General features: G+C 75.1%; 25 protein-coding genes. 12 read left to right on the forward strand and 13 right to left on the reverse strand.

All coding sequences use genetic code 11. From position 1 onward, the window contains the following. Positions 1-20 precede the first annotated feature (20 nt). The 5 genes from ABD358_RS18900 (at position 21) to ABD358_RS18920 (ending at position 5,072) form a co-directional block, all read left to right on the forward strand. Positions 21-707, forward strand: a complete 687-nt coding sequence (locus ABD358_RS18900; protein WP_344632250.1) for a D-sedoheptulose-7-phosphate isomerase — start codon at positions 21-23, stop codon at positions 705-707. Then, positions 704-2,197, forward strand: a complete 1,494-nt coding sequence (rfaE2, locus tag ABD358_RS18905) for a D-glycero-beta-D-manno-heptose 1-phosphate adenylyltransferase (RefSeq protein WP_344632251.1) — start codon at positions 704-706, stop codon at positions 2,195-2,197. The genes ABD358_RS18900 and rfaE2 overlap by 4 nt, the downstream gene beginning before the upstream one ends. Positions 2,198-2,264: 67 nt before the next feature. After that, a complete protein-coding gene (locus ABD358_RS18910; protein WP_344632315.1) occupies positions 2,265-3,224 on the forward strand; it encodes a glycosyltransferase family 9 protein in 960 nt (319 codons plus the stop codon). Next, the gene (locus tag ABD358_RS18915; protein ID WP_344632252.1) at positions 3,221-4,093 is read left to right on the forward strand and encodes a glycosyltransferase family 2 protein; all 873 of its coding nucleotides are present in this window, start codon (positions 3,221-3,223) and stop codon (positions 4,091-4,093) included. Before ABD358_RS18910 ends, ABD358_RS18915 begins: the two co-directional genes overlap by 4 nt. Next, on the forward strand, positions 4,083-5,072 hold the full coding sequence (locus ABD358_RS18920) for a glycosyltransferase family 2 protein (protein WP_344632253.1): 990 nt from the start codon (positions 4,083-4,085) through the stop codon (positions 5,070-5,072). Before ABD358_RS18915 ends, ABD358_RS18920 begins: the two co-directional genes overlap by 11 nt. Positions 5,073-5,117: 45 nt before the next feature. On the opposite strand, the gene ABD358_RS18925 is transcribed toward ABD358_RS18920, so the two are convergent. Both ABD358_RS18925 and ABD358_RS18930 read right to left on the reverse strand, forming a co-directional pair. Then, the gene (locus ABD358_RS18925) at positions 5,118-5,519 is read right to left on the reverse strand and encodes a hypothetical protein (RefSeq protein WP_344632254.1); all 402 of its coding nucleotides are present in this window, start codon (positions 5,517-5,519) and stop codon (positions 5,118-5,120) included. A gap of 160 nt (positions 5,520-5,679) precedes the next feature. Continuing rightward, positions 5,680-6,081, reverse strand: a complete 402-nt coding sequence (locus ABD358_RS18930) for a ChaB family protein (protein WP_344632255.1) — start codon at positions 6,079-6,081, stop codon at positions 5,680-5,682. Positions 6,082-6,242: 161 nt separating this feature from the next. On the opposite strand from ABD358_RS18930, the gene ABD358_RS18935 reads away from it, so the two are divergent. Beyond that, the gene (locus ABD358_RS18935) at positions 6,243-6,677 is read left to right on the forward strand and encodes a DUF2267 domain-containing protein (RefSeq protein ID WP_344632256.1); all 435 of its coding nucleotides are present in this window, start codon (positions 6,243-6,245) and stop codon (positions 6,675-6,677) included. A gap of 67 nt (positions 6,678-6,744) precedes the next feature. On the opposite strand, the gene ABD358_RS18940 is transcribed toward ABD358_RS18935, so the two are convergent. Further along, positions 6,745-7,095 (reverse strand): DUF8129 domain-containing protein, encoded by a 351-nt coding sequence (locus ABD358_RS18940; RefSeq protein WP_344632257.1) that lies wholly within the window; start codon positions 7,093-7,095, stop codon positions 6,745-6,747. Between the two features lie 194 nt (positions 7,096-7,289). Here ABD358_RS18940 and ABD358_RS18945 point away from each other — a divergent pair, with 194 nt between their 5' ends. Continuing rightward, complete coding sequence (locus tag ABD358_RS18945; RefSeq protein ID WP_344632258.1) at positions 7,290-8,105, forward strand: SAM-dependent methyltransferase; 816 nt, start codon at positions 7,290-7,292, stop codon at positions 8,103-8,105. After that, positions 8,102-10,294, forward strand: a complete 2,193-nt coding sequence (locus ABD358_RS18950; protein WP_344632259.1) for a putative bifunctional diguanylate cyclase/phosphodiesterase — start codon at positions 8,102-8,104, stop codon at positions 10,292-10,294. The genes ABD358_RS18945 and ABD358_RS18950 overlap by 4 nt, the downstream gene beginning before the upstream one ends. Before the next feature lie 28 nt (positions 10,295-10,322). Here the strand turns inward: ABD358_RS18950 and ABD358_RS18955 are convergent, their stop codons facing one another. Beyond that, the gene (locus tag ABD358_RS18955) at positions 10,323-10,667 is read right to left on the reverse strand and encodes a DUF3140 domain-containing protein (RefSeq protein WP_344632260.1); all 345 of its coding nucleotides are present in this window, start codon (positions 10,665-10,667) and stop codon (positions 10,323-10,325) included. 77 nt (positions 10,668-10,744) lie between these two features. After that, positions 10,745-11,218, reverse strand: coding sequence for a redox-sensitive transcriptional activator SoxR (gene soxR / locus ABD358_RS18960; RefSeq protein WP_344632261.1), 474 nt, complete (start codon positions 11,216-11,218; stop codon positions 10,745-10,747). 56 nt (positions 11,219-11,274) lie between these two features. Between soxR and ABD358_RS18965 the strand changes: the two genes are divergently transcribed. Further along, entirely contained in the window at positions 11,275-12,006 is a 732-nt protein-coding gene (locus ABD358_RS18965) for a transketolase (RefSeq protein WP_344632262.1), read from the forward strand. A gap of 63 nt (positions 12,007-12,069) precedes the next feature. Then, a complete protein-coding gene (locus ABD358_RS18970; protein WP_344632263.1) occupies positions 12,070-12,996 on the forward strand; it encodes a transketolase family protein in 927 nt (308 codons plus the stop codon). A gap of 42 nt (positions 12,997-13,038) precedes the next feature. Here ABD358_RS18970 and ABD358_RS18975 read toward each other — a convergent pair whose 3' ends face one another. Then, positions 13,039-13,959, reverse strand: a complete 921-nt coding sequence (locus ABD358_RS18975) for an alpha/beta fold hydrolase (protein ID WP_425576369.1) — start codon at positions 13,957-13,959, stop codon at positions 13,039-13,041. A 432-nt stretch (positions 13,960-14,391) separates the two neighbouring features. Between ABD358_RS18975 and ABD358_RS18980 the strand changes: the two genes are divergently transcribed. Further along, positions 14,392-15,603 (forward strand): acyl-CoA dehydrogenase family protein, encoded by a 1,212-nt coding sequence (locus ABD358_RS18980; protein WP_344632264.1) that lies wholly within the window; start codon positions 14,392-14,394, stop codon positions 15,601-15,603. 95 nt (positions 15,604-15,698) lie between these two features. Here ABD358_RS18980 and ABD358_RS18985 read toward each other — a convergent pair whose 3' ends face one another. The 6 genes from ABD358_RS18985 to ABD358_RS19010 all read right to left on the reverse strand — a co-directional run bounded on the left by ABD358_RS18985 (position 15,699) and on the right by ABD358_RS19010 (position 20,379). Further along, complete coding sequence (locus ABD358_RS18985) at positions 15,699-16,277, reverse strand: GAF domain-containing protein (RefSeq protein ID WP_344632265.1); 579 nt, start codon at positions 16,275-16,277, stop codon at positions 15,699-15,701. After that, positions 16,258-16,848 (reverse strand): GTP-binding protein, encoded by a 591-nt coding sequence (locus tag ABD358_RS18990; protein WP_344632266.1) that lies wholly within the window; start codon positions 16,846-16,848, stop codon positions 16,258-16,260. The genes ABD358_RS18985 and ABD358_RS18990 overlap by 20 nt, the downstream gene beginning before the upstream one ends. Then, on the reverse strand, positions 16,826-17,200 hold the full coding sequence (locus tag ABD358_RS18995; RefSeq protein WP_344632267.1) for a DUF742 domain-containing protein: 375 nt from the start codon (positions 17,198-17,200) through the stop codon (positions 16,826-16,828). The genes ABD358_RS18990 and ABD358_RS18995 overlap by 23 nt, the downstream gene beginning before the upstream one ends. A gap of 3 nt (positions 17,201-17,203) precedes the next feature. Beyond that, positions 17,204-17,620 (reverse strand): roadblock/LC7 domain-containing protein, encoded by a 417-nt coding sequence (locus tag ABD358_RS19000; RefSeq protein ID WP_344632268.1) that lies wholly within the window; start codon positions 17,618-17,620, stop codon positions 17,204-17,206. Positions 17,621-17,667: 47 nt separating this feature from the next. Continuing rightward, on the reverse strand, positions 17,668-19,446 hold the full coding sequence (locus ABD358_RS19005; RefSeq protein ID WP_344632269.1) for a sensor histidine kinase: 1,779 nt from the start codon (positions 19,444-19,446) through the stop codon (positions 17,668-17,670). 258 nt (positions 19,447-19,704) lie between these two features. Then, positions 19,705-20,379: an alpha-ketoglutarate-dependent dioxygenase AlkB family protein gene (locus ABD358_RS19010; RefSeq protein WP_344632270.1), complete on the reverse strand. Its 675-nt coding sequence runs from the start codon at positions 20,377-20,379 to the stop codon at positions 19,705-19,707. Between the two features lie 185 nt (positions 20,380-20,564). Between ABD358_RS19010 and ABD358_RS19015 the strand changes: the two genes are divergently transcribed. After that, positions 20,565-21,359, forward strand: coding sequence for a tyrosine-protein phosphatase (locus tag ABD358_RS19015; protein ID WP_344632271.1), 795 nt, complete (start codon positions 20,565-20,567; stop codon positions 21,357-21,359). Positions 21,360-21,435: 76 nt separating this feature from the next. Here the strand turns inward: ABD358_RS19015 and ABD358_RS19020 are convergent, their stop codons facing one another. Then, positions 21,436-22,509 (reverse strand): polyprenyl synthetase family protein, encoded by a 1,074-nt coding sequence (locus ABD358_RS19020; protein WP_344632272.1) that lies wholly within the window; start codon positions 22,507-22,509, stop codon positions 21,436-21,438. Positions 22,510-22,519: the final 10 nt, after the last annotated feature.

Here is a 22,519-nt window from a genome sequence, read left to right on the forward strand (position 1 = left end):
CGCCCAGGACCACGTCCCAGATGACGTCCAAGACCCCGCCCAGGGCCAAGGCGGCCCGCGCGTCCCACGCGCCGCCGCCGGAGGAGGTCCGGGCCGCCCCGGCGGCCGACGGGGCCGCGACCGCCCACTGCGACGCGCTGCTGCAGGCCCTCGTCCCCTTCCGCTCCCAGGTGGGCACCGCCCGGAGGTGGGGCGAGCGGCTGGCGGAGGTGCTGGCCGGCGGCGGGCGGCTGCTGGCGGCCGGGAACGGCGGCAGCGCCGCCCAGGCCCAGCACCTGACCGCCGAGCTGGTGGGCCGCTACCGCGACGACCGCCCGCCGTTCTCCGCCATCGCCCTGCACGCCGACACCTCCTCCACCACCGCCATCGCCAACGACTACGGCGTGGACGAGGTGTTCGCCCGCCAGGTGCGGGCCCACGGCCGCGAGGGCGACGTGCTGATGCTGCTGTCGACCAGCGGCGCCAGCGCCAATCTCCTGTCGGCCGCCGAGGCCGGACGCGGGGCGGGCATGTCGGTGTGGGCGCTCACCGGGCCCGCGCCCAACCCGCTGGCCGCGGGCAGCGACGAGTCGCTGTGCGTGCGCGCGGACACCACCGCGACGGTGCAGGAGCTCCACCTGGTGACGGTGCACATGGTGTGCGCCGCCTTCGACGCCGCCCTGGAGCACGTCCTGGCAGGTCCTGGAAAGGGGGAGGGACGGCGATGACGCCCACGACACCGCCGACGCCGCCGGCGCCGCCGGCGCCGTCCGAGGAGTTCCCGGCCGCCGCCTCGCCGCTGGTCGTGGTCGGCGACGCCCTCCTCGACCGCGATCTGGTGGGCCGCGCCGAGCGTCTGGCGCCGGACGCCCCGGTGCCGGTGCTGGAGGGCTGCGAGGAGTTGCTGAGGCCGGGCGGCGCCGCCCTGGCCGCCTATGTGGCGGCGCTCGCCGGCCGCGAGGTGGTCCTGGTGGCCGCGCTGGGCGAGGACCCGGCCAGCGCGCGGCTGCGCGAGCTGCTGGCCCCCTGGGTCACCGTGGCCGCGCTGCCGCTGGAGGGCTCCCTGTCGGAGAAGACCCGTGTGCTGGCCGGGGGCCGCCCGGTGGTCCGGCTGGACCGGGGCGACGGCCGGGCCGCGGCGGGCTCCCCCGGTTCCGTGTCCGGGGAGGTCCGCGAGGCGATCGCCTCGGCCCCGGCCCTGCTGGTCTCCGACTACGGCCGGGGCGCGGCGGACGCGGTGCGCGGGCTGCTGGCGGAGCGGGCCGGCCGGGTGCCGCTGGTGTGGGACCCGCACCCGCGCGGCCGGGAGCCGGTCCCCGGCACCCGGCTGGTGACCCCGACGGCGAAGGAGGCCGCCCTGTTCGCCTCCCGGCTGGACGGCTCCGCCCGGCCGGGCCCGCCGGGCCGGGCGGACGGGCCGGAGAACCTCCACACGGCCGCCCGGCACGCGCGGGCGCTGGCGGACGCCTGGGGCGTCGGCTCGGTGGCCGTCACCCTCGGCGACCGGGGCGCCCTGCTGTCCTACGGCGACCATCCGCTGCTGGTGCCCGCGCCGGCCCGGCACAGCGGCGACTCCTGCGGCGCGGGCGACCAGTTCGCGGCCAGTGCCGCCGGGCTCCTCGCCGACGGGGCGCTGCCGGAGACGGCCGTCCGGGGCGCGGTGGCCGCCGCGACCGGCTACGTGGCGGCCGGGGGCGCGGGGGCGCTGGCCTTCCCCGACCGGGCCGCGCCCCCGCCCCCGGCCGGGGAGGACGCCGAGCGGCTGGTGGCCCGGGTGCGGGCGTCGGGCGGCACCGTGGTGGCCACCGGGGGCTGCTTCGACCTGCTGCACGCCGGGCACGTGGGGCTGCTCCAGGCGGCCCGGCGCACCGGCGACTGCCTGGTGGTCTGCCTCAACTCCGACGCCTCGGTGCGCCGCCGCAAGGGACCGGGCCGTCCCATCAACCCCCTGGCCGACCGCGTGCGGGTGCTGCGCGCGCTGGAGTGCGTGGACGCGGTGGCGGTGTTCGACGAGGACACCCCCGAGGAGCTGCTGAAGCGGCTCCGCCCGGACGTGTGGGTCAAGGGCGGCGACTACGCGCTCGCCGACCTGCCGGAGGCGGCGCTGGTGGAGAGCTGGGGCGGGCAGGTGGTGCTGCTGCCGTACCTGGACGGCCGTTCCAGCAGCCGCATCGCGGCGCGGGCGGCGGTGTCCGTGACCCGGAACCCGGTGCGGTGAGCCGCCGGTGACCGGTCCGGTGAACACCCCCTGGAACGACTCGGCCGGCAGCCCGGCGTCCGGCGCGGTGAACGGGTCGGCGGGCGCCCCCTGCCGGCCCCGGGTGCTGGTGCTGCGCGCGCTGGGCCTGGGCGACCTGCTGGCCGGGGTGCCCGCGCTGCGCGCGCTGCGGCGGGAGTTCCGGCAGTGCGAGATCGTGCTGGCCGCGCCGCGGGAGCTGGAGCCGCTCGCCCGCCTCAGCGGCGCCGTGGACACCCTCCTGCACGCCTCGGCCCCCGGCCGCGCCGTGCCCGGGGAGATCGGCTGGCAGGGGCCGCCGCCGCAGGTCGCCGTGGACCTCCACGGCAGGGGGCCGGAGAGCATGCGGCCCCTGCTGCGGCTGAACCCGCGCCGCCTGCTGGCCTTCGCCGCCCCCGACGGACCCGAGTGGTACGCCGAGGAGCACGAGCGGGACCGCTGGTGCCGCTTCCTGGCCGAGTACGGCGTGCCGGCCGACCCGCGGGACCTGCGGCTGCCCCGCCCCGGCGCGGTATCCCCCGCCCCGGGCGCGGTGGTGCTCCATCCCGGTGCGGGCTCCCCGGCGCGCTGCTGGCCCGTGGAGCGGTACGCGGCCGTCGCCGCCGGGCTGCGGCGCTCCGGGCGCCGGGTGGTGGTCACCGGCGGGCCGCACGAGCGCGAACCGGCCGCGCGGCTGGCCAAGCTGGCGGACCTGCCCGGCACGGACGTGCTGTGCGGCCCGCCCCTGGAGGAGCTGGCCGCGCTGGTGGCCGACGCCTCGGCCGTGGTGAGCGGCGACACCGGGATCGCCCATCTGGCGGTCGCCCTGGGCACCCCCTCGGTCACCCTCTTCGGGCCGGTGCCGCCGCGGCTGTGGGGTCCGCCGCCGTTGCCGCGCCACCGGGTGCTGTGGCACCCCGGTCCGCCGGGGGATCCGCACGGCCGCGACCCCGACCCGCTGCTGCTGCGCATCCGACCCGAGGAGGTGCTGGCCGCCCTGTCCCGCCTGCCGGAGGTGCCTGCCGTATGACGGACCCGCCGATCGGCGTGGTCATCGCCACCCGCAACCGCGCCGACAGCCTCGCGCGGACCCTGCGCCGGCTGACGGAGCTGCCCGAGCGGCCCCGGATCCTGGTGGTCGACAACGCCTCCACCGACCACACCCGGACCATGGTCACGGCCCTGTTCCCACGGGTGGACCTGCTGCCGCTGCCCGCCAACCGGGGGGCCGTCGCCCGCAACCTGGGGGTGGAGGCGATCGGCACCCCCTGCGTGGCCTTCAGCGACGACGACTCGTGGTGGGAGCCGGGCGCGCTGGCGCGGGCCGCCGGGCTGATGCGCCGGCACCCCCGGCTGGGGCTGATCGCCGCTCGCACCTGCGTGGGGCCCGAGGAGCGTCCCGACCCGCTCAACGAGGTGCTGGACACCTCGCCGCTGGGCCCGGCCGGGGACCTGCCCGGCCCGCAGGTGCTGGGGTTCCTGGCGTGCGCCTCGGTGGTGCGGCGGTCGGCGTTCCTGGACGCCGGGGGGTTCCACCCCCTGCTGTTCTTCGCCGCCGAGGAGACCCTGCTCGCCTACGACCTGTCCGCCCGCGGCTGGGGGGTCAGCTACTGCCCCGAGGTCACCGCCCACCACCACCCGGACCCCTCCCCCCGGTCCGGGCGCAGCGTCCGGATGCGCCGCAACGAACTGCTCACCTGCTGGCTGCGCCGCCCGCTGCCGCTGGCGCTGGACCGCACCCGCGCGCTGGCCGCCGAGGCCCGCCGGGACCCGGCGGCCCGGCACGTCCTGCGCGAGGTGCTGGCCGCGCTGCCCGCGGCCCTGCGCGCCCGCAGGCCCCTGCCGCCGTACGTGGAAGAAGCCGCACGCCGTGTGGAAGGACAGCACCGTGGCCCCTGAGACGGCCTCCCGCAGCACCGGACGGCCTCCGGCGGACCCCTCGGCGGGTCCCTCCCCGGCCGCCGGGTCCACCGGCCCCCGGGACCCGGACCCCCGGGTCTCGGTCGTGGTGATCACCCACAACCGGCGCGCGGAGCTGCTGCGCACCCTGGGCCGGCTGGCCGAACTGCCCGAGCGTCCGCCGGTGTTCGTCGTGGACAACGCCTCCTCGGACGGCACCTGCGAGACCGTGGCCCGCGTCCACCCGTGGGTGCGGCTGCTGCGGGCGGAGCGGAACCTGGGGGCGGTGGGCCGCAATGTGGCGGTGGAGCGCGTCACCACGCCGTACGTGGCCTTCTGCGACGACGACTCGTGGTGGGAGCCGGGCTCGCTGGGCGCGGCGGCCGACCTGCTGGACGCCCACCCGGGGCTGGCGGCGGTCACCGCGCGCATCGTGGTGGAGCCGGGCGGCTCCGAGGACCCGATCGTCGCCGAGCTGCGGAACTCGCCGCTGTCCGGGCCCGGCTGGCTGCCCGGCCCGGCGCTGGGCTCGTTCCTCGCCGCGGCGACCGTGCTGCGCGCCGACGCCTTCCGCGCGGCGGGCGGTTTCTCGCCGCGGCTGTGGCTGGGCGGCGAGGAGGAGCTGCTGGCCGTCGACCTGGCGGTGCGCGGCTGGTGGCTGGTCTATGCCGAGGAGCTGACGGTCCACCACGCCCCCTCCAGGGCGCGGGACGCGACGCGGCGGCGGGAGGACGGGCTGCGCAACACCCTGTGGTTCACCTGGCTGCGCCGCCCGCTGCCGGCGGCGCTGCGCCGCACCGCCTTCCTGGCCCGTACGGTGCCGCGCGACGCGGCGTCGGCGCGGGCGTTCGGGCGGGCCCTGGCCGGTCTGCCGTGGGTGCTGCGCGAGCGGCGGGTGGTGCCGCGGGAGGTGGAGGAGAGGCTGCGGCTGCTGGAGGCGGAGCAGCGCCGCTCCACCGCCCGCCGGTACGTCGGCTGAGGCGGCGGGGCGGCGCCGTCCCGGTGCCGCGGCCGGGCCCGCCGGCTACGTCCGGGGCTCCCCGGCGAGGCGGACGAAGCCGGCGATGCGGGGGTGGAACGTGAGCGGGCACTGCTCCCCGAGCGCCGAGCGCACGCCCGCGGTCACATCGGCGTCCGGCTCGCCGAACACCTCGAAGCGCTCCACCCGGCAGTGCTCCATCACCTCCCGGATGTACGGGTCCGCGAGTCTCCAGTGGGTGCGGACCGCGTCGGAGTCCCGGTAGAGCTGGAAGCTGTGCGCGAGCATCCGCTCCTCGTCGAGGAAGGTCTCCACCATCAGCTGCGGCCCGTGCCGCCGGGCGAACTCCACGGCCCGGGCGATGGCGTCGCGGAAGCTCTCCAGATGCCCGTCGGTGATGCGCATGGTGTTGCGGAAGAGGAGGGTGGTGTCGTCCTGTGCGGTCATGGACCGACCCTGCCTCCTCAAGCGCGCTTGAGGTCAAGTGCGCCCGGTCCCGCGCACGGCCCCGCCTCCCGGGCGGGAGCCGGCGGGGAGGCGGGGCCGTGTGCGGGGCGGCGGCCGGTCCGCCCTCCGGCGGGCACCGGAGGGCGGACCGGCGGGTGCGCTAGGAGCGCGCCCTGCGGGTCTCGGAGCGGTTCGCCCTGCGGATGGCCCGCAGCAGCTCGTCCTTGGTCATCCGGGACCGGCCGCTGACGCCGAGCCGCCGGGCGATGGAGTACAGGTGTTCCTTGGAGGCGTTCTCGTCGACGCCCTCGCCGGAGCGTCCGCCCTTCCCGCGCGGGCGGGCGGCCCGCTCGTCCGAGGGGCCCTTGCGTCCGCCCTCCTTGCGCTCCCAGTGGTCGCCCACCTTCTCGAACTTGTGCTTGAGGGCGCTGAAGGCGGTCTGGTGGGCGCGGCGGCCCTCGCCGTACTCCTTCACGGCGGAGTCGTGCGCCTTGATCCAGGTGCGCTGCGCCTCCTGGGGAGAGCGCTCCAGGGTCGAAGGAAGTTCCTTCCGTCCCGGCACGTTCCTCACCTCCGATTGTCCGTATTCGTACCGGATGCCCTGACCCCGGTCACGGAAACGGCAGGTGTCGGCACGCGCCCGCCGGGTCACCCGCATCCAGGGGCCGGGGCGGGCGGAGGCCCCGGGAAGGACCGGAGGAGACCCGGAGGAGGGTGCCCACCATGCGCTACGAGGAACTCACCGGCCAGGTCCAGGCGCACGCGGAACTGCCCGACCGGCAGTCGGCGGAGCGGGCGGTGCGGGCCACTCTGGAGACGCTGGCCGAGCGGATCCCGGACGGGGTGGCCGACCATCTGGCGGCCCAGCTCCCGGGGGAGGCCGCGGAGGCGCTGCGCCGGGTGGTGGCCGGGGACGAGACCTCGCCGCACCGCCGGGCCGAGACCCGCAGCCACGGCGAGCCGTTCGACCTGACCACCTTCGCCGGGCGGGTGGCCTGGCGGTCCCACGCCTCGGAGGACACCGCCCTGCGGGAGGCCACGGCGGTGCTGGAGGTGCTGGACGCGGCGGTCTCCCCCGAGCTAATGACCAAGGTCGGTCACGTCCTGCCCCCGGACATCCGGGAGCTGCTGCCGTCCTCGCGGGCCACGGAGGGCTGAATTCCGGACAGCGCGCGGCAGCCCCCGGGGCGGAGGCCTCCGGGGGCTGCGCGCCGCGGGGGAACCGTCAGCGGAAGCGGTTGCCCACCGGCTTGGCCGGCTGGTCGGGGGTCCCGTGCGGCGGCGGGTTGTACGGCTCCGGCGAGGTCGCCGGGCTGACGGGGGAGCCCTTGGGCTCGCCCTTGGGCCCGGAGGGCGGCACCCTGCTGCCGGGCGACTGGGGGCTGCCCTCCTCCAGCTGGTGGAGACGGGCCGTCAGCAGCGCGGTCACATGGGCGCGGTTCGCGTGGTCGCGTTCGTAGCCGAGCAGCCGTTCCAGCTCCTCGTGCGACAGGGAGCGGATGCGGTGCTCCAGCTCGCCCGCGGACAGGTGGTCGTAGTCGGGCAGTGGGAGTTCGCTGTGGTCGGTGGTGCTCATTCTCCCCGGGTAACCGCCGCATCCGGCGGAAAACACCGTCCCCGCCGTGATTGGCCGACCGGGGGAACCGGGGCAAGCTATACGTAGCGGCTCGCGCCCGGAGCGCGACTGGCGAGAATCCGTGTACCCGTCCCTCCGGGATCAGTAGCCTCTGGAGTCCCAGTGTCATATTCGGCTACCGGTTGGAGACTTCCATGGAGCGTCCCGCCTGGGCTCCACACGGCATAGACCTGTCCGTACCGAGCGTCTCCCGCATCTACGACTACTACCTGGGCGGGTCGCACAACTTCGAGGCGGACCGGGAGGCGGCCCGGCGGGCCATCGAGGCGTTCCCCGGACTCCCCAAGATCATGCAGGCCAACCGCGCGTTCATGCGCCGCGCCGTCCGCTTCGCCGTGGACGAGGGCGTCACGCAGTTCCTCGACATCGGCTCGGGCATCCCCACCTTCGGCAACGTCCACGAGGTCGCCCGGGCCGCCGCGCCCGGGGCCCGGGTCGTCTACGTGGACAACGACCCCGTGGCCGTGGCCCACAGCCGGGCCGTCCTGGAGGGCGACGAGGCCCGCACCGGGGTCGTGGCCGCGGACGTCCGCGAGCCGGCGGACGTCCTCGGCAGCGACGAGGTCCGCCGCCTGCTCGACCTGGACCGTCCGGTGGCCCTGCTGCTGGTGGCGCTGCTGCACTTCCTGGAGGACCGCGACGACCCGTGGGGGAAGGTCGCCGAGCTGCGCGACGCGCTGGCCCCCGGGAGCCTGCTGGTCCTCACCCACGCCTCGGTCGAGGGCGGCCCGCGCGGACCGGAGCAGGGCGACGAGGTGGAGGGCGTCTACCGCGACATCGGCTCGCCGCTGATCCTGCGCTCCCGCTCCGAGGTGGAACGGTTCTTCGACGGCTTCGAGATGGTCGAGCCCGGTCTGGTGGCCATGCCGAACTGGCGCCCGGACGGCCCGGTGGACCAGGAGGACCCGGTGGTCTTCACCGGTTTCGGCGGAGTGGGACGCAAGGCGTGAGCCTGTCGGCCCGGAGACCGTCCGAGTCCGGCCGCCCTCCCGCGCCGGACGGTCCCGACGAACCCAACGACGGACACCGCCGCTTCACCAGGATCTGGAGCCGGGCGGTCTACCCCGCCACGGCCACGTCGATGACCCGCGCCGAGTTCGAGGAGTACCTGCTCCCCCTGGCACGCCTGCTCGGCGACGCGCTGCACGCCCGTCCCTTCGACCCGTCGCCGGGGCGCCGGGTGGGGGCGGCGCTGGTCGCGGCGCACTGCACGGCCCCCGACGCGCTGCCGCAGGTGCTGGGCGTGGTCGACGCCTACCTGCTGCTGTACTGCAGCGATCCGGCCGTACTGCCCACCGAGGAGGGCCGGGCCCGCTGTGCCCGGCTCCAGCACGCCATCTCGGCCGGGTTCGCCCAGGCCCTCCAGGAGCGCACCCGCTCCGAGCAGGAGGCGCTCTCCCGGGCCGCGCTCGCGGCCCGGGAGAGCGTGGAGAAGGCCCTCCACGAGAGCGAGACCCGCTTCCGGGCGGTGTTCGAGGGCGCCGCGATCGGCATCGGGATCGCGGACATGGAGGGCCGGATCCTCGACCTCAACAGCGCCCTGGCCCGGATGTTCGGCGGGTCGGAGCACCACGTGCGCAGCCGCCGCGTCTCCGACTGGGTCCACCCCGACGACGCCCCGGGCGTCTGGCGGGTCCACGAGGAGCTGGTGCGCGGCGAGCGCGACCACTACCGGGTGGAGAAGCCGTACACCCGCAGCGACGGCACCGTGCTGTGGACCAACCTGACCGTCTCGCTGCTGCGCGACCCCGACGGCGAGCCGCGCTACATGCTGGCGCTGATGGAGGACGTCACCGAGCGGCGGCTGCTGAACCTGCGGCTGCGCTACGAGGCCACCCACGACGCGCTGACGGACCTGCCCAACCGCACGATGTTCTTCGAGCGCCTGGAGCACGCCCTCTCCCCCGACTCCGGCACCGCCCGGATCGGGCTGTGCTACCTGGACCTGGACGGCTTCAAGACCGTCAACGACAGCCTCGGCCACTCCGTGGGCGACCAGCTGCTGGTCAACGTGGCCGAGCGGCTGCAGAGCTGTGTGACCTCCCAGCGCCAGATGGTGGCGCGGATCGGCGGCGACGAGTTCGTGGCGCTGGTCAGCGACCCGGTGTCCCCCTCGGAGGTGACCGACCTGGCCCGGCGGGCGCTGGACGCGCTGTCCGCCCCGATCCCGCTGGGCGGCCGGGAGCTGACCGTGCGCGCCAGCATCGGCATCGTCGAGGGCCCGGTGGGCGAGCTGACGCCCGCGGAGGTGCTCCGCAGCGCCGACATCACCATGTACCGGGCCAAGGCCCTCGGCGGCAACCGCTACGAGCTGGCCGACCCCGACTCCGACGCCCGGACCATCAGCCGCCACATGCTGACCACCCACCTGCCCGCCGCCCTGGAGAACGAGGAGTTCTTCATCGAGTACCAGCCGCTGGTGCGGATGGGCGACGGCAGCGTGGAGGGCGCCGAGGCCCTGGTGCGCTGGGCTCATCCGCGCCACGGGGTGCTGGGGCCGGACCGCTTCATCCCGCTCGCCGAGCACACCGGGCTGATCGTGCCGCTCGGCCGCTGGGTGCTGGACCGGGCCGTGCGGCAGGCGTGCGAGTGGCAGGTGCGCGGCATCGGCGGCGCCCGGCCGCTGCGGGTGAACGTCAACCTCTCGCCGCGGCAGCTCCGCCACCCGGAGCTGGTGCCGGAGACCGTGGCGATCCTGGAGAACGCCGGGCTCGACCCGTCCTCGCTGTGCCTGGAGGTCACCGAGAGCGCCCTCATCCGCGCCGACGACGACGAGCTGAAGCCCCTGCGCCGGCTCGCCGACCTGGGCGTGCGGATCGCCCTGGACGACTTCGGCACGGGCTACTCCAACCTGGCGAGCCTGCGCAGGCTGCCCGCGACCACGCTGAAGCTCGACCGGTCCTTCACCCGGGGCCTCCAGCAGCACCCCGCGGACCCGGTCGACCTCAAGGTCGTCGAGGGCATCGTCTCGCTGGCCCACGCCCTGGACCTGACCGTGACGGTCGAGGGGGTGGAGACCGCGGCCCAGGCGGAGCAGCTCCGCGACCTGGGCTGCGACTCCGCCCAGGGCTGGTACTACGCCCGGCCCGGGCCCCCGGAGAGCCTGGGCGGCGCGCTGCCGGTGGCGGCCGGGCAGTGACCGCCGCCGGGGCGGGGGGCCGCGGGCGTCAGGTCGTCTTGACGGGGTCGTGCCCCAGCGACATCATCCGGCGCCGCCATTCCGGGTCCCGTACCGCGTCCGCGACCTGCACCCGCTCGCGCTCGGCGTTGACGGTGTCCACCACCTCGCGCATCACCGCGACGTCGTCGTCGGTGAGGTCGGTGCGCCGTTTCCGCAGGATCGCGAGCACCCGCTGGCCGGTCTCCGACCCGGCCCGCTCGGGCAGTTCCTCGCCCCGCTCGCCGGCGTCGCTCGTCCTGAGCCAGGCGCCCAGCTCGTTCGAGTTCATGTTCACCACGCTGTGGAACTCGTCCCACAGCGTCTCCAGCTCCGCTGCGGAGATGTCGGCCATCGTGTTGCACCTCCCGGATCTCGGGCCCGGCGAGTGCCCGTGTACGGCCGGGGGAAACCCCGGCCGCGGCGGCGGCCTCAGCGCGTCCCGGCCGGTTCCGGGTCGTCCTCCTCCATCAGGTAGCGGGCGCCCGGGCCGTGCTTGCCGGCGGCGTCGTGCGGGTTGTACAGGCCGCACTTGCGCAGGCTGAGGCAGCCGCAGCCGATGCAGCCGGTCAGCCGCTCCTTGAGCCGCTCCAGTTCGGCGATCCGGTCCTCGATCCTCCGCTGCCAGGTGCGTGCCACGGCGTTCCACTCCGTGGCGCTGGGCGCCCGGTCCACGGGCAGCCGGTCCAGCGCGGCGCGGACCTCCTCCAGGGACAGGCCGACCTGCTGGGCGGCCCGTACGAAGGCGACCCGGCGCAGGGCCGTGCGGGGGTAACGGCGCTGGTTGCCCGCCGTCCGCTCCGAATGGATCAGCCCCAGCTCCTCGTAGTAGCGCAGGGCGGAGGGGGCGACACCGGAGCGGGCCGCCAGTTCGCCGATGGCCAGTCGTCCGTCTCGGTCCGTCATGGCGCCGAGCATACCGCCTTGACCTCAAGGGGACTTGAGATTGCAGCCTTCTGTCCATGACACCGACGACACCGGCCGCCGCCCCGCCCCCCGCCGCCCCGGACCGCGCGTACGGGTACGCCGACCTGCCCGCGCTGATGTCCCTGATGACCGGCGACGAGAAGCACGGCCCGGCCGCCACCTCCACCCTGGACGCCCTGTGGGTCCTCTACGACCGGGTGCTGCGGGTCTCCCCCGACCGCGCAGGCGACCCGGGCCGGGACCGCTTCCTGCTCTCCAAGGGGCACGGGCCCATGGCGTACTACGCCGTCCTCGCCGCCAAGGGCTTCCTCCCCGCCGGCCTGCTGCCCGGTTTCGGCTCCTACGGCTCCCCGCTGGGCCACCACCCGGACCGGACGCTGGTCCCCGGCGCCGAGATCGGCAGCGGCTCGCTCGGACACGGGCTCCCGCTGGCCGTGGGGACCGCGCTCGGACTGCGCGCCCGGGGGCTGTCCGGTCCGCGGGTGTGGGTGCTGGTGGGGGACGCCGAACTGGACGAGGGCAGCAACCACGAGGCGATCGCGTTCGCCGGGGCGACCGGCCTGGACCGGCTGCACACCCTGGTGATCGACAACTCCTCGGCCTCCCACGCCCTGCCCGGCGGCGTCGCCGCCCCCTTCGCCGCCGCGGGCTGGTCGGTGGCGGCCGTGGACGGCCGCGACCACGAGGCGCTGTACGACGCGTACACCCGGCCGCACCCCGGGCGCCCGCACGCGGTGGTCGCCCGTGTCGAGCCCAAGCACGCCTGACCGCCTCCGGCCCGCCGCCGCTTCCCACCTCCTCCCCCAGCCCGCCGAAAGGACCCCTCCGCCGTGGACACCATGCGCGAACGCTTCGCCTCCGTCACCTCCCGCCTGCTGGACGAGGATCCGCGTCTGGCGGTCGTCCTCGCCGACATCGGCACGGACGGCTTCCGCCGGGCCGCCGAGCGCCACCCGGACCGGGTGGTCAACGTCGGCATCCGGGAGCAGCTCCTGGTCGGGGTCGGCGGCGGGCTGGCCCTGGCCGGGCTGCGCCCGGTGCTCCACACCTTCGCCCCCTTCCTGATCGAGCGCCCCTTCGAGCAGGTGAAGCTGGACTTCGGGCACCAGGGGGTGGGCGGGGTGCTGGTGAGCGCCGGGGGCTCCTACGACTGGCCCGCCGGGGGCTTCACTCACATGGCCCCGGGCGACGTGGCGCTGCTGGACACCCTGGACGGCTGGACCGTCCACGTGCCCGGCCACCCCGACGAGGCCGAGACCCTGCTGCGGCACGCGTACGCGGCCGGGGACGACAGGGTGTACGTCCGGCTTTCGGCGCAGACCAACGCCCGCCCCCGGCCGGTCACCGGCGGGGGCTTCCTCACCGTCCGGCGCGGACGGCCCGGGGCGCCCGCGGTGGTGGCGGTCGGCCCGCTGCTGGAGAACGCCCTCGCCGCCGTCGAGGGGCTGGACGCGACGGTGCTGTACGCCGCCACCGTCCGCCCCTTCGACGCCCCGGCCCTGCGGGCGGCCGTGGCCGGCGCGCCCGTGGCCGAGGTCGTCCTCGTCGAGCCGTACCTGGCGGGCACCTCCACGGCCGCGGTCGCCGACGCCCTGGCCGACGTCCCGCACCGGGTGCTCGGGCTGGGCACCGCGCGGGCCGAGCTGCGCCGCTACGGCACGGTCGGGGAGCACGTGGCGGCCCACGGGCTGGACCCGCGCTCGCTGCGGGAGCGGATCACCGCCTTCACCGACTTCACCGCCCGCGCCGCCGGCTGACCGGAGCCGCGCGGGCCCGGGCGGCGCGGCGGCCGGGCGTCCTCACACGTGCCGGTCGAGCCAGGCCAGCAGGTCGGCCCGGACCTCGTCGCGGTTGGTCTCGTTCAGGATCTCGTGCCGGGCCCCCTCGTAGGCCCGCCAGGTGAGGTCCCGCAGCCCCAGGTAGCGGAAGTCCTCCAGGAGTTCGTAGACCAGCGTCATGCCCTGGTGGCAGGGGTCCTGGTCGCCGACCGCGATGTGCACCGGCAGGTCGCGCGGGACGCGGCCGAGCTGCTCCGGGTCGTTGGTCTTGCGGACCCCGAGCACCCAGTCCAGCGACAGGCCCGCGCTGAACGGGAAGCCGCACCGCTCGTCGGCGACGTAGCGGTCGACCTCCGCCTCGTCGCGGGAGAGCCACTCGAAGCCGGTGCGGTGCTCGTAGGGGTCGTTGAAGGAGGCGAACAGGCCGGGCACGAAACCGGAGAGGGCGTCCCGGCCGCCGCGGGCGATCTCCTCCTCCAGCCGTTCCACCGCGGTCTGCGGCTCCGCGCCGGGCAGCGAGCGGAAGGTGCCCGAGAGCACCAGCCCGGCCAGCTCCCCGCCGTACTCCTGGGCGAAGTCCCGGGCGAGCTGGGACCCCATGCTGTGCCCGAGGAGGACGTGAGGCACGCCGGGCACCTCCGCGCGCAGCCGGTCGCCGACCGCCTTCAGGTCCTCGACCACGGCCCGCCAGCCGCTCTCCCCCACCACGCCGTAGCCGCCGGTGTGTTCGGCGGTGGCCCCGTGGCCGCGGTGGTCGGAGGCGACGACCGCGTAGCCGTGGCCGGCCAGGAAGCGGGCGAACCCGTCGTAGCGCCGGGCGTGTTCGGCCGCGCCGTGGGCGATCTGCACCAGGGCGCGGGGCGGCGCGTCCGGCGGGAGCCAGGTGTAGGTGGTCACGGGCACTCCGTCGGACGCCTCGGTGGTGTCGGCGCGCAGGGTCACGGCTGTCGTCCCTTCCTCGTGGATGCGCGGAAGCGGTCCTTCCCGCCGCGGCCCCCTCGGACGGCGCGGGGCGGGCCGGACGGCTTCCGCAACTCCCGCCTCTATCATGCCGGTTGACCCGGCGCAGGATTTCCGGGAAACCCGAGGGTGTGATGTCGGCAACAGCGGGCGGGCGTGTACCCGGGCTATGCCCCTGGGTAGTGCTCCCGGGACATTCGCCCGACCTTGATCATGCCCGTGTCCGCACCGCTCACTCGTGGGAGGGGCCCCGCCCCCGAGCGGCGGCACTTGCCGCCGCGCCCTCGAAGTGATCTTGTTATGACCGACATGTTGGAGACGACGGTGGCGACGTCGGCCGCACCCGACGGAACTGCCGCCGCTCCGGCCCCACCCGGCCGCCAGGCGGGGCGCAACAGCAGGAGAGAGTTCGCCATGGATCGTTATTTCGCCGACCAGCGGCACAGGGAACTGCGCCGTCAGGTGAGGGAGTTCGCCGAACGCGAGGTCGGCCCCCGAATACCCGGCATGGAGGCCTCCCGCACCGTCTCCCACGAGCTGTCCCGGCTGATAGCCCGCCAGGGGTGGATCGGGGTGACGATACCGGCCGCGTACGGCGGGATGGGCGCCGGGCACCTCGCCAAGACCATCGTCATCGAGGAGCTCGCGCGTGTGAGCGGCGCCATGGGCGCCATGGTCCAGGCGTCCCAGCTCGGCGTCGCCAAGATCATCCACTTCGGTGACGAGGAGCAGAAGAAGACCTGGCTGCCCGCCATCGCCTCGGGCGACTGCCTGCCGACGATCGCCGTCACCGAGCCGGAGTCCGGCGGCCACGTCCTCGGCATGGCCAGCACCGCCGTCCGCGACGGCGACGACTACGTCCTCAACGGCCGCAAGGTCTTCGTCGGCAACAGCCACGTCGGCGACGTGCACGGGGTCGTGGTGCGCACCGGCCCCGGCTCCAAGGGGCTGACCGCCTTCCTGGTGGAGTCCGACCGCCCCGGCTTCTCCCTCGCCCCCCAGAAGCCCGCGATGGGGCTGCACGGCTTCAGCTTCGGGGAGCTGATCTTCGACAACTGCCGTGTCCCCGCGGCCAACCGGCTCGGCGAGGAGGGGGACGGCCTGGCCGTCGCCTACTCCTCCAGCGTCCTGTACGGACGCCCCAACCTCACCGCCGTGTCCCTCGGCATCCACCAGGCCATCATGGACGAGACGGCACGGTTCTGCGCCGAGCGGGAGCGGTACGGCGCTCCCCTGGGCGAGCTCGGGTCGGTCAAGCTGAAGCTGGGGCAGATGCAGTCGCGGCTGATGACCGCGCGGCTGGCCGCGTACCACGCGGTGCACCTGCTGGACCGCGGCGTCCCGTGCGACGCGGAGCTGATGAACGCCAAGCTGGTGAACGTGGAGTACGCGCTGGACTCGGCGCGCGACGCCATGGAGATCCACGCCGCCGCCGGGCTGTTCACCGACCGCCCCATCGAGCGCTACCTGCGCGACGCCCACCACATCTTCGCCCCCGCCGGCACCTCCGACATCCAGCGGCTGCGGCTGGGCGAGGTGGCCATGGGCACGGCGAAGGGCGAGTGGTCCGAGCGGCTCTCCGACCTGGTGCGGATGGACGAGTTCCAGCCCGAGCCCGCCGTCTGAGCCGGTCCGCCGTGCGAGCCGGTCCGCGCCCCGGCGTCCCCGCCGGGGCCGGAGCAACCGTTCCGTGAGCGCCGGAACGCTCACGGAACGGACGGTCAGGCGCCCTGCCGCTGCTCCATCCGGTGGATCTCCTCCACCAGCTCGGCGGCCATCCCCTTGATGGTCTCCAGACCCTGGCGGCCCCACGGACGGGGCTCCTGGTCCACCACGCACACCGTCCCGAGCGCCGTGCCGGTGCGGTCGATCAGCGGCGCGCCCAGGTACGAGCGGATGCCGATCTCGTCCACGACCGGGTTCCCCGCGAAGCGCGGGTAGTCGCAGACGTCCTCCAGCACCAGGGCCTTGCGCCGCACGATGACGTGCGGGCAGTAGCCGTGGTCGCGCGCCATCACCCGGCCCACCTGGGGGGCCGGCTGCGCGGGGCCCAGCTCCACGGTCCGGTCGCTCCCCGGGGCGTACAGGCCCGCGAAGTACTGGCGCTCCTCGTCGATGAAGTTGACCATCGCGTAGGGAGCGCCCGTGATCTGCGCCAGCCTCCGCGCGAACTCGTCGAACTCGGGTATCGGGGCGTCCCCGATGCCCAGCTCGCGCAGCCTCGTCACCCGCGCCGGCGCCTCGCGGTCCTCGGGGGTGAGCAGCAGGTGGCTGGTGGGGTCATACGACGTCGGGGACATGACCGCTCCTCGTTTCGATCAGATGCTGGACAAGGGTGACGAGAACCTGTGTGCCGGAGCTGGCGTGCCGCGCGTCGCACGTCACCACCGGCACCTCGGGCTTGAGGTCGATGGCCGCCCGCACCTCGTCTGGGTGGTAGCGGTGGGCGCCGTCGAACTCGTTGACAGCGACGACGAAGCCCAGACCGCGCCGCTCGAAGTAGTCCACGGCGGCGAAGCACTGGTCCAGGCGCCGGGTGTCGGCGAGCACCACGGCGCCGAGCGCGCCGTTGGAGAGCTCGTCCCACATGAACCAGAAGCGCTCCTGGCCCGGGGTGCCGAAGAGGTACAGCACGTGCTCGGCGCTGAGGGTGATCCGCCCGAAGTCCATCGCGACGGTGGTGGTCCTCTTGTCCTCCACCCCCTCCAGGCTGTCCGTGGCGGCGCTGACCTGGGTGAGCAGTTCCTCCGTGCTCAGCGGCTCGATCTCGCTGACGGCGCCCACAAAGGTCGTCTTGCCGACGCCGAACCCGCCCGCGACCAGGATCTTCAGGGCGGTCGGAAACGGATCAGAGTCGTTTACGGAGTCCATGCAGCACCGCCTCCAGCAGTTCTCGGTCGGTCGGGTCCGCCCCCATCCGCAGGGGGGCCCGGGTGGTCACCGCACCGCAGTCCACCAGGTCGGAGAGCAGCACCTTGGTGACCACCGCGGGCAGCCGCACGTGGGCGGCGATCTCGGCGACGGTCATCGGTCCGTCGCACAGGCTCAGCACATGGGCGTGGTCCGGCCCCAGATAGGTCTGCGGCTTGACGCCGGTGGCCATCACCATCGTCAGCAGGTCGAACTCCGCCGTCGGGCGGGTCCGTCCGTTGCTGACGGTGTACGGCCGGACCAGGCGTCCGGCCGCATCGTCCATCCACAGCGCCTCCTCGGGCTCCGGCATCGCCTACTGCCCCGCCGGTTGGCGCGCGGGAGTGGCCAGGTAGGGGCGGACGCTCTTGACGAGCATCGCCATCTCGTAGCCGAGCACGGCGGCGTCCGCCTCGGTGTCGGCGAGGACGGCCAGGCAGGCGCCGGAGCCGGCGGTCGAGACGAACAGCAGGGCGGTGTCGAGTTCGACGACCACCTGCCGTACCTCGCCGCCGCTGCCGAAGCGGACTCCTGCGCTGCGGGCCAGCGAGTACAGTCCCGAGGCCAGCGCCGCCAGATGGTCGGCGGTGTCGGTGTCCAGGCCGTGGGCGGCCTTCACCAGACCGTCGGAGGACAGCAGCAGGGCACTGCGGGTGTGCGGCACGCGCTGGACGAGACCGGTCAGCAGCCAGGACAGGTCCGTCGTCTGGCCGATGGGGGCATCGCTCACCATGATCGCGTTCTTCTCCTCTTGGGGGTGAGAGGCCGGGCAGTCGGGGGCTAGCGGGGGCTGTTCTCGTCGGCTTCCTCGGCGAGGCTGGCGCCCCGGCGGAAGGCTGCCATCAGTCCGGGGTTGTGCTCCACTTCGGGTTCGTCCGGCGATCCGGCGACCCGCGGGGGCTGCCGCAGTTCGGGGACGAGGTGCTCCTGCCGGCGGCGGCGGGGGAGCTGCGGCCGCTCGCCGCCGTCCGGTCCCCCGGCTCCGGCGGGGGAGTCCGGCTGCGGGAACGGAGCGGCGGCCGGGGACGCGGCCGGGGACGCTGCTGAGGGCGCTGCCGCCGGCACGGCCGGAGCGGCGGCCGGTGCGCTCCGGGGCGCGGAGGCGGGCGCGGGCCGGTGCTCGGGCGCGCCGGGCCCGGGGCCCTGCGGCACGGCGGGAGGCGCGTCGCTCCGCGCCGCCGCGTCCGGCAGCGGCCGGTGCGCTCCGCCCGTTCCGGCCGCCGCCGGACGCGGCGCGTCCTCCGTGCCGTCGCCCAGGAGGGCGTCGGGCAGGACGAGCACCGCCTGGGTGCCGCCGTAGATGTTGGTCTGGAGCTGGACGGTGATGTTGTGGCGCCGGGCGAGCGCGGAGACCACGAAGAGACCGATCCGCCCGTCCTGGAGGAGCTCGGCGACGTCGACCCGCTCGGGGTCGGCGAGCAGCCCGTTCATCCGGTTCTGCTCGGCGGGCGTCATGCCCAGGCCGCGGTCCTCGACCTCGACGGCGAGTCCGGCCGTGACGCGCTGGGCGCGCAGCAGGACCTGGGTGTGGGGGGCGGAGAACACCGTGGCGTTCTCGACCAGCTCGGCGAGCAGGTGGATGACGTCCGCGACGGCGTGGCCGCGCAGGGTGCCCTCGATGGGCGGCACCAGCTTGACCCTGGGGTACTGCTCGACCTCGGCGATGGAGGAGCGCAGCACCTCGGTCATGGTGACCGGGCGGCTCCACTGGCGGCGGGAGACCGCGCCGCCGAGGACGGCGAGGTTCTCGGCGTGCCGCCGGATGCGGGTGGCCAGGTGGTCGACGTGGAAGAGGCCCTTGAGCAGGTCCGGGTCCTCGACCTCGTTCTCCAGTTCGTCCAGCAGCTCGATCTCGCGGTGCACCAGGGACTGGAGCCTGCGGGCGAGGTTGACGAAGACCTCGACCTTCTCCTCGCTGCCGCTGGCGCTGCTGCGCACCAGCGCGACCGCCTGGACCACGGCCAGTTCGGCGGCGCGCTGGGCCTGGACGACGTCGTGGACGAGGAGTCCCAGGGGGTCGCCGTCCGGCTCGGGCAGCGGGCCGTGGACGGGCGGGCGCAGCCACTCGCCCTGTTCGAGGCGGCGCAGCATCGCCTGGATCTCGGCCTGGTGGTGGGCGGCCGACTGCCGCAGCGCGGCGTAGCGTTCGAGGACGGCGCGCGCCTCGGAGGACGCGAAGAGCGCGGCGCCGATCACCACGGCACAGCAGATCAGCAGCGCGCCGCCGAGCACGCCCCAGACGGTGGCGCTGTCGGGTCCCGTCGCGCTTCCCTCGGCGCCGCCCGCGGAGCGCAGCACATAGGCGACGACAGCGGCGGCGGTGACCGTGATCAGCGCGGCGGGCAGGACGGCCAGGCGGACCATCCGGCGGCGCAGGGCGGCGTCGAGGGCGGCTTCCCGCGCCGGCCGCCGTCCGCGCCGGCCGCGCCGTCCTCCGTCGAGCGCGGTGCCTCCGTTCCCGCTCCGCTCCCTTTCGCTCCCCGGCGCGGGCGGGGAGCCCGGTGCTCCACCGAAGCCGACGGGACCGGAGAAGCCGGGCGGAGGGGGCGCTGTGGGCATGGGAGCGGAGCTTCCCCTTCCCTCTCGCACCGCATAGCTCGGGGGTTCAGGCATCGCAGTCCTCGGAAAAGTTGAGGTCGTCTCGGCGGGCCGGCGGACACGGCACTCTCGGCACCGCCGCAACGCTAGTCGTCACCCAGAGGAAGTGCAGGCGCAGTTGACATATTCGCCACTCTTCGCCGGCCCCACCAACGAGTGAAAGCAGCACGTCTCGTGGACGGGTGGCACAGATCATAACCCTCGTGTGCCAGCGGCAAGTTACCGCTCCCTGACCGTGACGCCGACCCGGCCCCGCAGCCCGAGCACCGGCGGTGCCGTGCCGGCCCGCACCCGCGGAACGCCGTGGTGGGCGAGGCGCGAGGGACCGCCGAACACGAAGGCGTCCCCGCTGCGCAGCCCGACGTCCGTCCACGGCCGGCCGCGCCCTGCGGTGTTGCCGAACCGGAAGACGCAGGTGTCCCCGAGGCTGAACGAGACCACGGGGGCGTCCGACCGCTCGTCGGCGTCGCGGTGCATGCCCATCCGCGCCCCCTCCCCGCAGAAGTTGACGAGCGCGATGTCGTAACCGGCCGTGCACGGCTCGCCGTACGCCCTCTCCACGGCCCGCCGCGCCCACTCCCCCGGCCACTCGGGGAACGGTTTGACCGGTGCCCCGTCGCCGTCCACCGCGGTGCGGGCGTAGCCGTAGGGGTACCAGTGCCGTCCGAGGCAGACCTGACGGGCCGTCATCTTGCCGCCTCCGGGCATCCGCACCGTGCGCAGTCCGGCGGGCGGCCGGGCCCATGCGCGGCAGGCGTCCAGCAGCTCCCGCTGCGCGGCCCGGTCCAGATGGCCGGGCAGGTGCACCGCGCCCGGCGCCGGCTTTGTCGCCGGCAGGGAGAACAGTCCGTCGTCCGCGCTCCCGTCCCGGAAGCCTCCCGTGACACCGTCCATGCCGCCACTGTTCCACGGACCGTTCACCGGAGGCACCGGATGTATCCGCCACTCATGCCGTATGGTCGGCAGCGATCCGTCCGCCGCGGGCGGCGCCGGCCGGGGGCCCTCCCCGCCGGGACGCCCCGAGACCGTGGGGAGCGACCGGATACACCGCCCGGGAACCCCGAGAACGAGGAGTGGCCGTGACGTCCGAGACCGTGGAACCCGTGCTGACCGGGGTGCGCAACTTCCGGGAGGTGGCCGGGCTGCCCACCGCCGACGGGCGGCGGGTGCGGCGGGGGGTGCTCTACCGCAGCGGGCACCTGGCCCACGCGACCGAGGAGGACGCCGCGTTCCTGTCCCGGCTCGGGCTGCACACGGTCTTCGACTTCCGCAACTCCGCCGACCAGGCCCTGGAGGGCCCGGACGTGGAACTGCCGGGTGTGCGGAACGTGAACATCCCGCTGACGGACCCGGCGCACGGCGCCGAGTTCTGGACGATGGTCCGCGAGGGCGGCATCGCGGAGTTGCGGGCCGCGCTCGGCGACGGGCAGGCGGAGGCGCGGATGATCGACACCTACCGGGAGATCATCACGGACCGCGCGGCCGAGCACGGCCGGGTGCTGCGGGCCCTGGCCGAGGACAGCGTGCCCGCGCTGATGCACTGCGCCGCGGGCAAGGACCGGGCCGGGCTGTCGGTCGCCGTGACGCTGCTGGCCCTGGACGTGGAGCGGGAGGCGATCGAGGCGGACTACCTGGAGTCCAACGCCCCCCACCGCCGCTACCGGATCCACCGCTCCTCCTCGGCCCCCGAAGGGCTGTCGCCGGAGGTGATGGAGCTGATCGCTCCCCTCTTCGACGTGCGGCCCGCCTATCTGCACGCGGCGTTCGACGCCATCGACGACCACTGGGGCGGGACGGAGGGCTACTTCGCCCGGGGCCTCGGCCTCACCCCGGAGATCCGCGAGCGCCTGCGGGACCGCCTCCTGGAGTCGTGACCCGAGATGCCGGACGCCGCCGGACCCGCGGCCCGGCGACGTCCGGCACCGGGCGTCCGGCACCGGCTTCCGGGGGTCAGCCCTCGCGGACGACGACGAAGTCCGCCAGGGCCGCGAACTGCTCCCGGACGCGACCGGGCATGTCGACGCCCTCCAGCGCCCGCAGCGCGGTGGCGTGCTGGCGGCGGGCCTCCCGGAAGGTCCACTCGCGGCCGCCGGCCTCCTCGATCAGCTCCGCCCGCGCCGCGAACTCCTCCTCGCTGAAGTCCTCGAACTCCCGCTGGCTCTTGGTGGCGTCCTCGGCCAGCAGCTCGCCGAGCCGCCGCGCGGCCGGACCGCCCCCGGCCAGGGCCGCGACGACCGGCAGGGACTTCTTGCGCTGCCGCAGGTCGCTCCAGGTCTTCTTGCCGGTGGCCTCCGGGTCGCCCCAGATGCCCAGCAGGTCGTCGACGGCCTGGAAGGCCAGGCCCAGGTGGTGGCCGTACGCCTCCAGCGCGTCGGCGGTCGCGTCGTCGGCGCCGCCCAGGACCGCCCCGATGGAGGCGGAGCAGGCCAGCAGCGCGCCGGTCTTGTTGCCCTCCATCTCCAGGCACTCCTCGACGGTGACCTTCTCCCGGTGCTCGTAGGAGATGTCCTGGGCCTGCCCGTCGATGAGCCTGCGGGTCGCCAGCGTCAGGCGGCGGGTGGCCCGCGCGGCCTCGGCGGTGCCCAGCTCCAGCAGCACCTCGCCCGCCAGCGCGAACAGGGCGTCGCCGACGAGGATGGCCTGGGCCGGGCCGTGCACCTTCCACACCGTGTCGCGGTGGCGCCGCTGCTCGTCGCCGTCCATGAGGTCGTCGTGGAGCAGGGAGAAGTTGTGGACCAGTTCGACGGCCACCGCGCCGGGGACGCCGGTGGCGGGCTCGGCGCCCGCGGCCTCGGCCGAGAGCAGGGCCAGCGCCGGGCGCACGGCCTTGCCTCCGTCGCCGCGGGCGGGCCTGCCCTCTGCGTCGATCCAGCCGAAGTGGTAGGCGGCGACGGTGTCCATGGGCGGGGCGAGCCGCGCCACGGCGGCGCGCAGCACCGGCGTGGCGAGCGTACGGCCGCGCTCCAGCAGCGCGGTGACACTCGCGGTGTCGAGGGCTGCGTTCGTCGGGATCGCCGGGGTCACGGGGTCTCCT

Source organism: Streptomyces glaucosporus (assembly GCF_039533345.1).
GTDB classification, from domain to species: domain Bacteria; phylum Actinomycetota; class Actinomycetes; order Streptomycetales; family Streptomycetaceae; genus Streptomyces; species Streptomyces glaucosporus.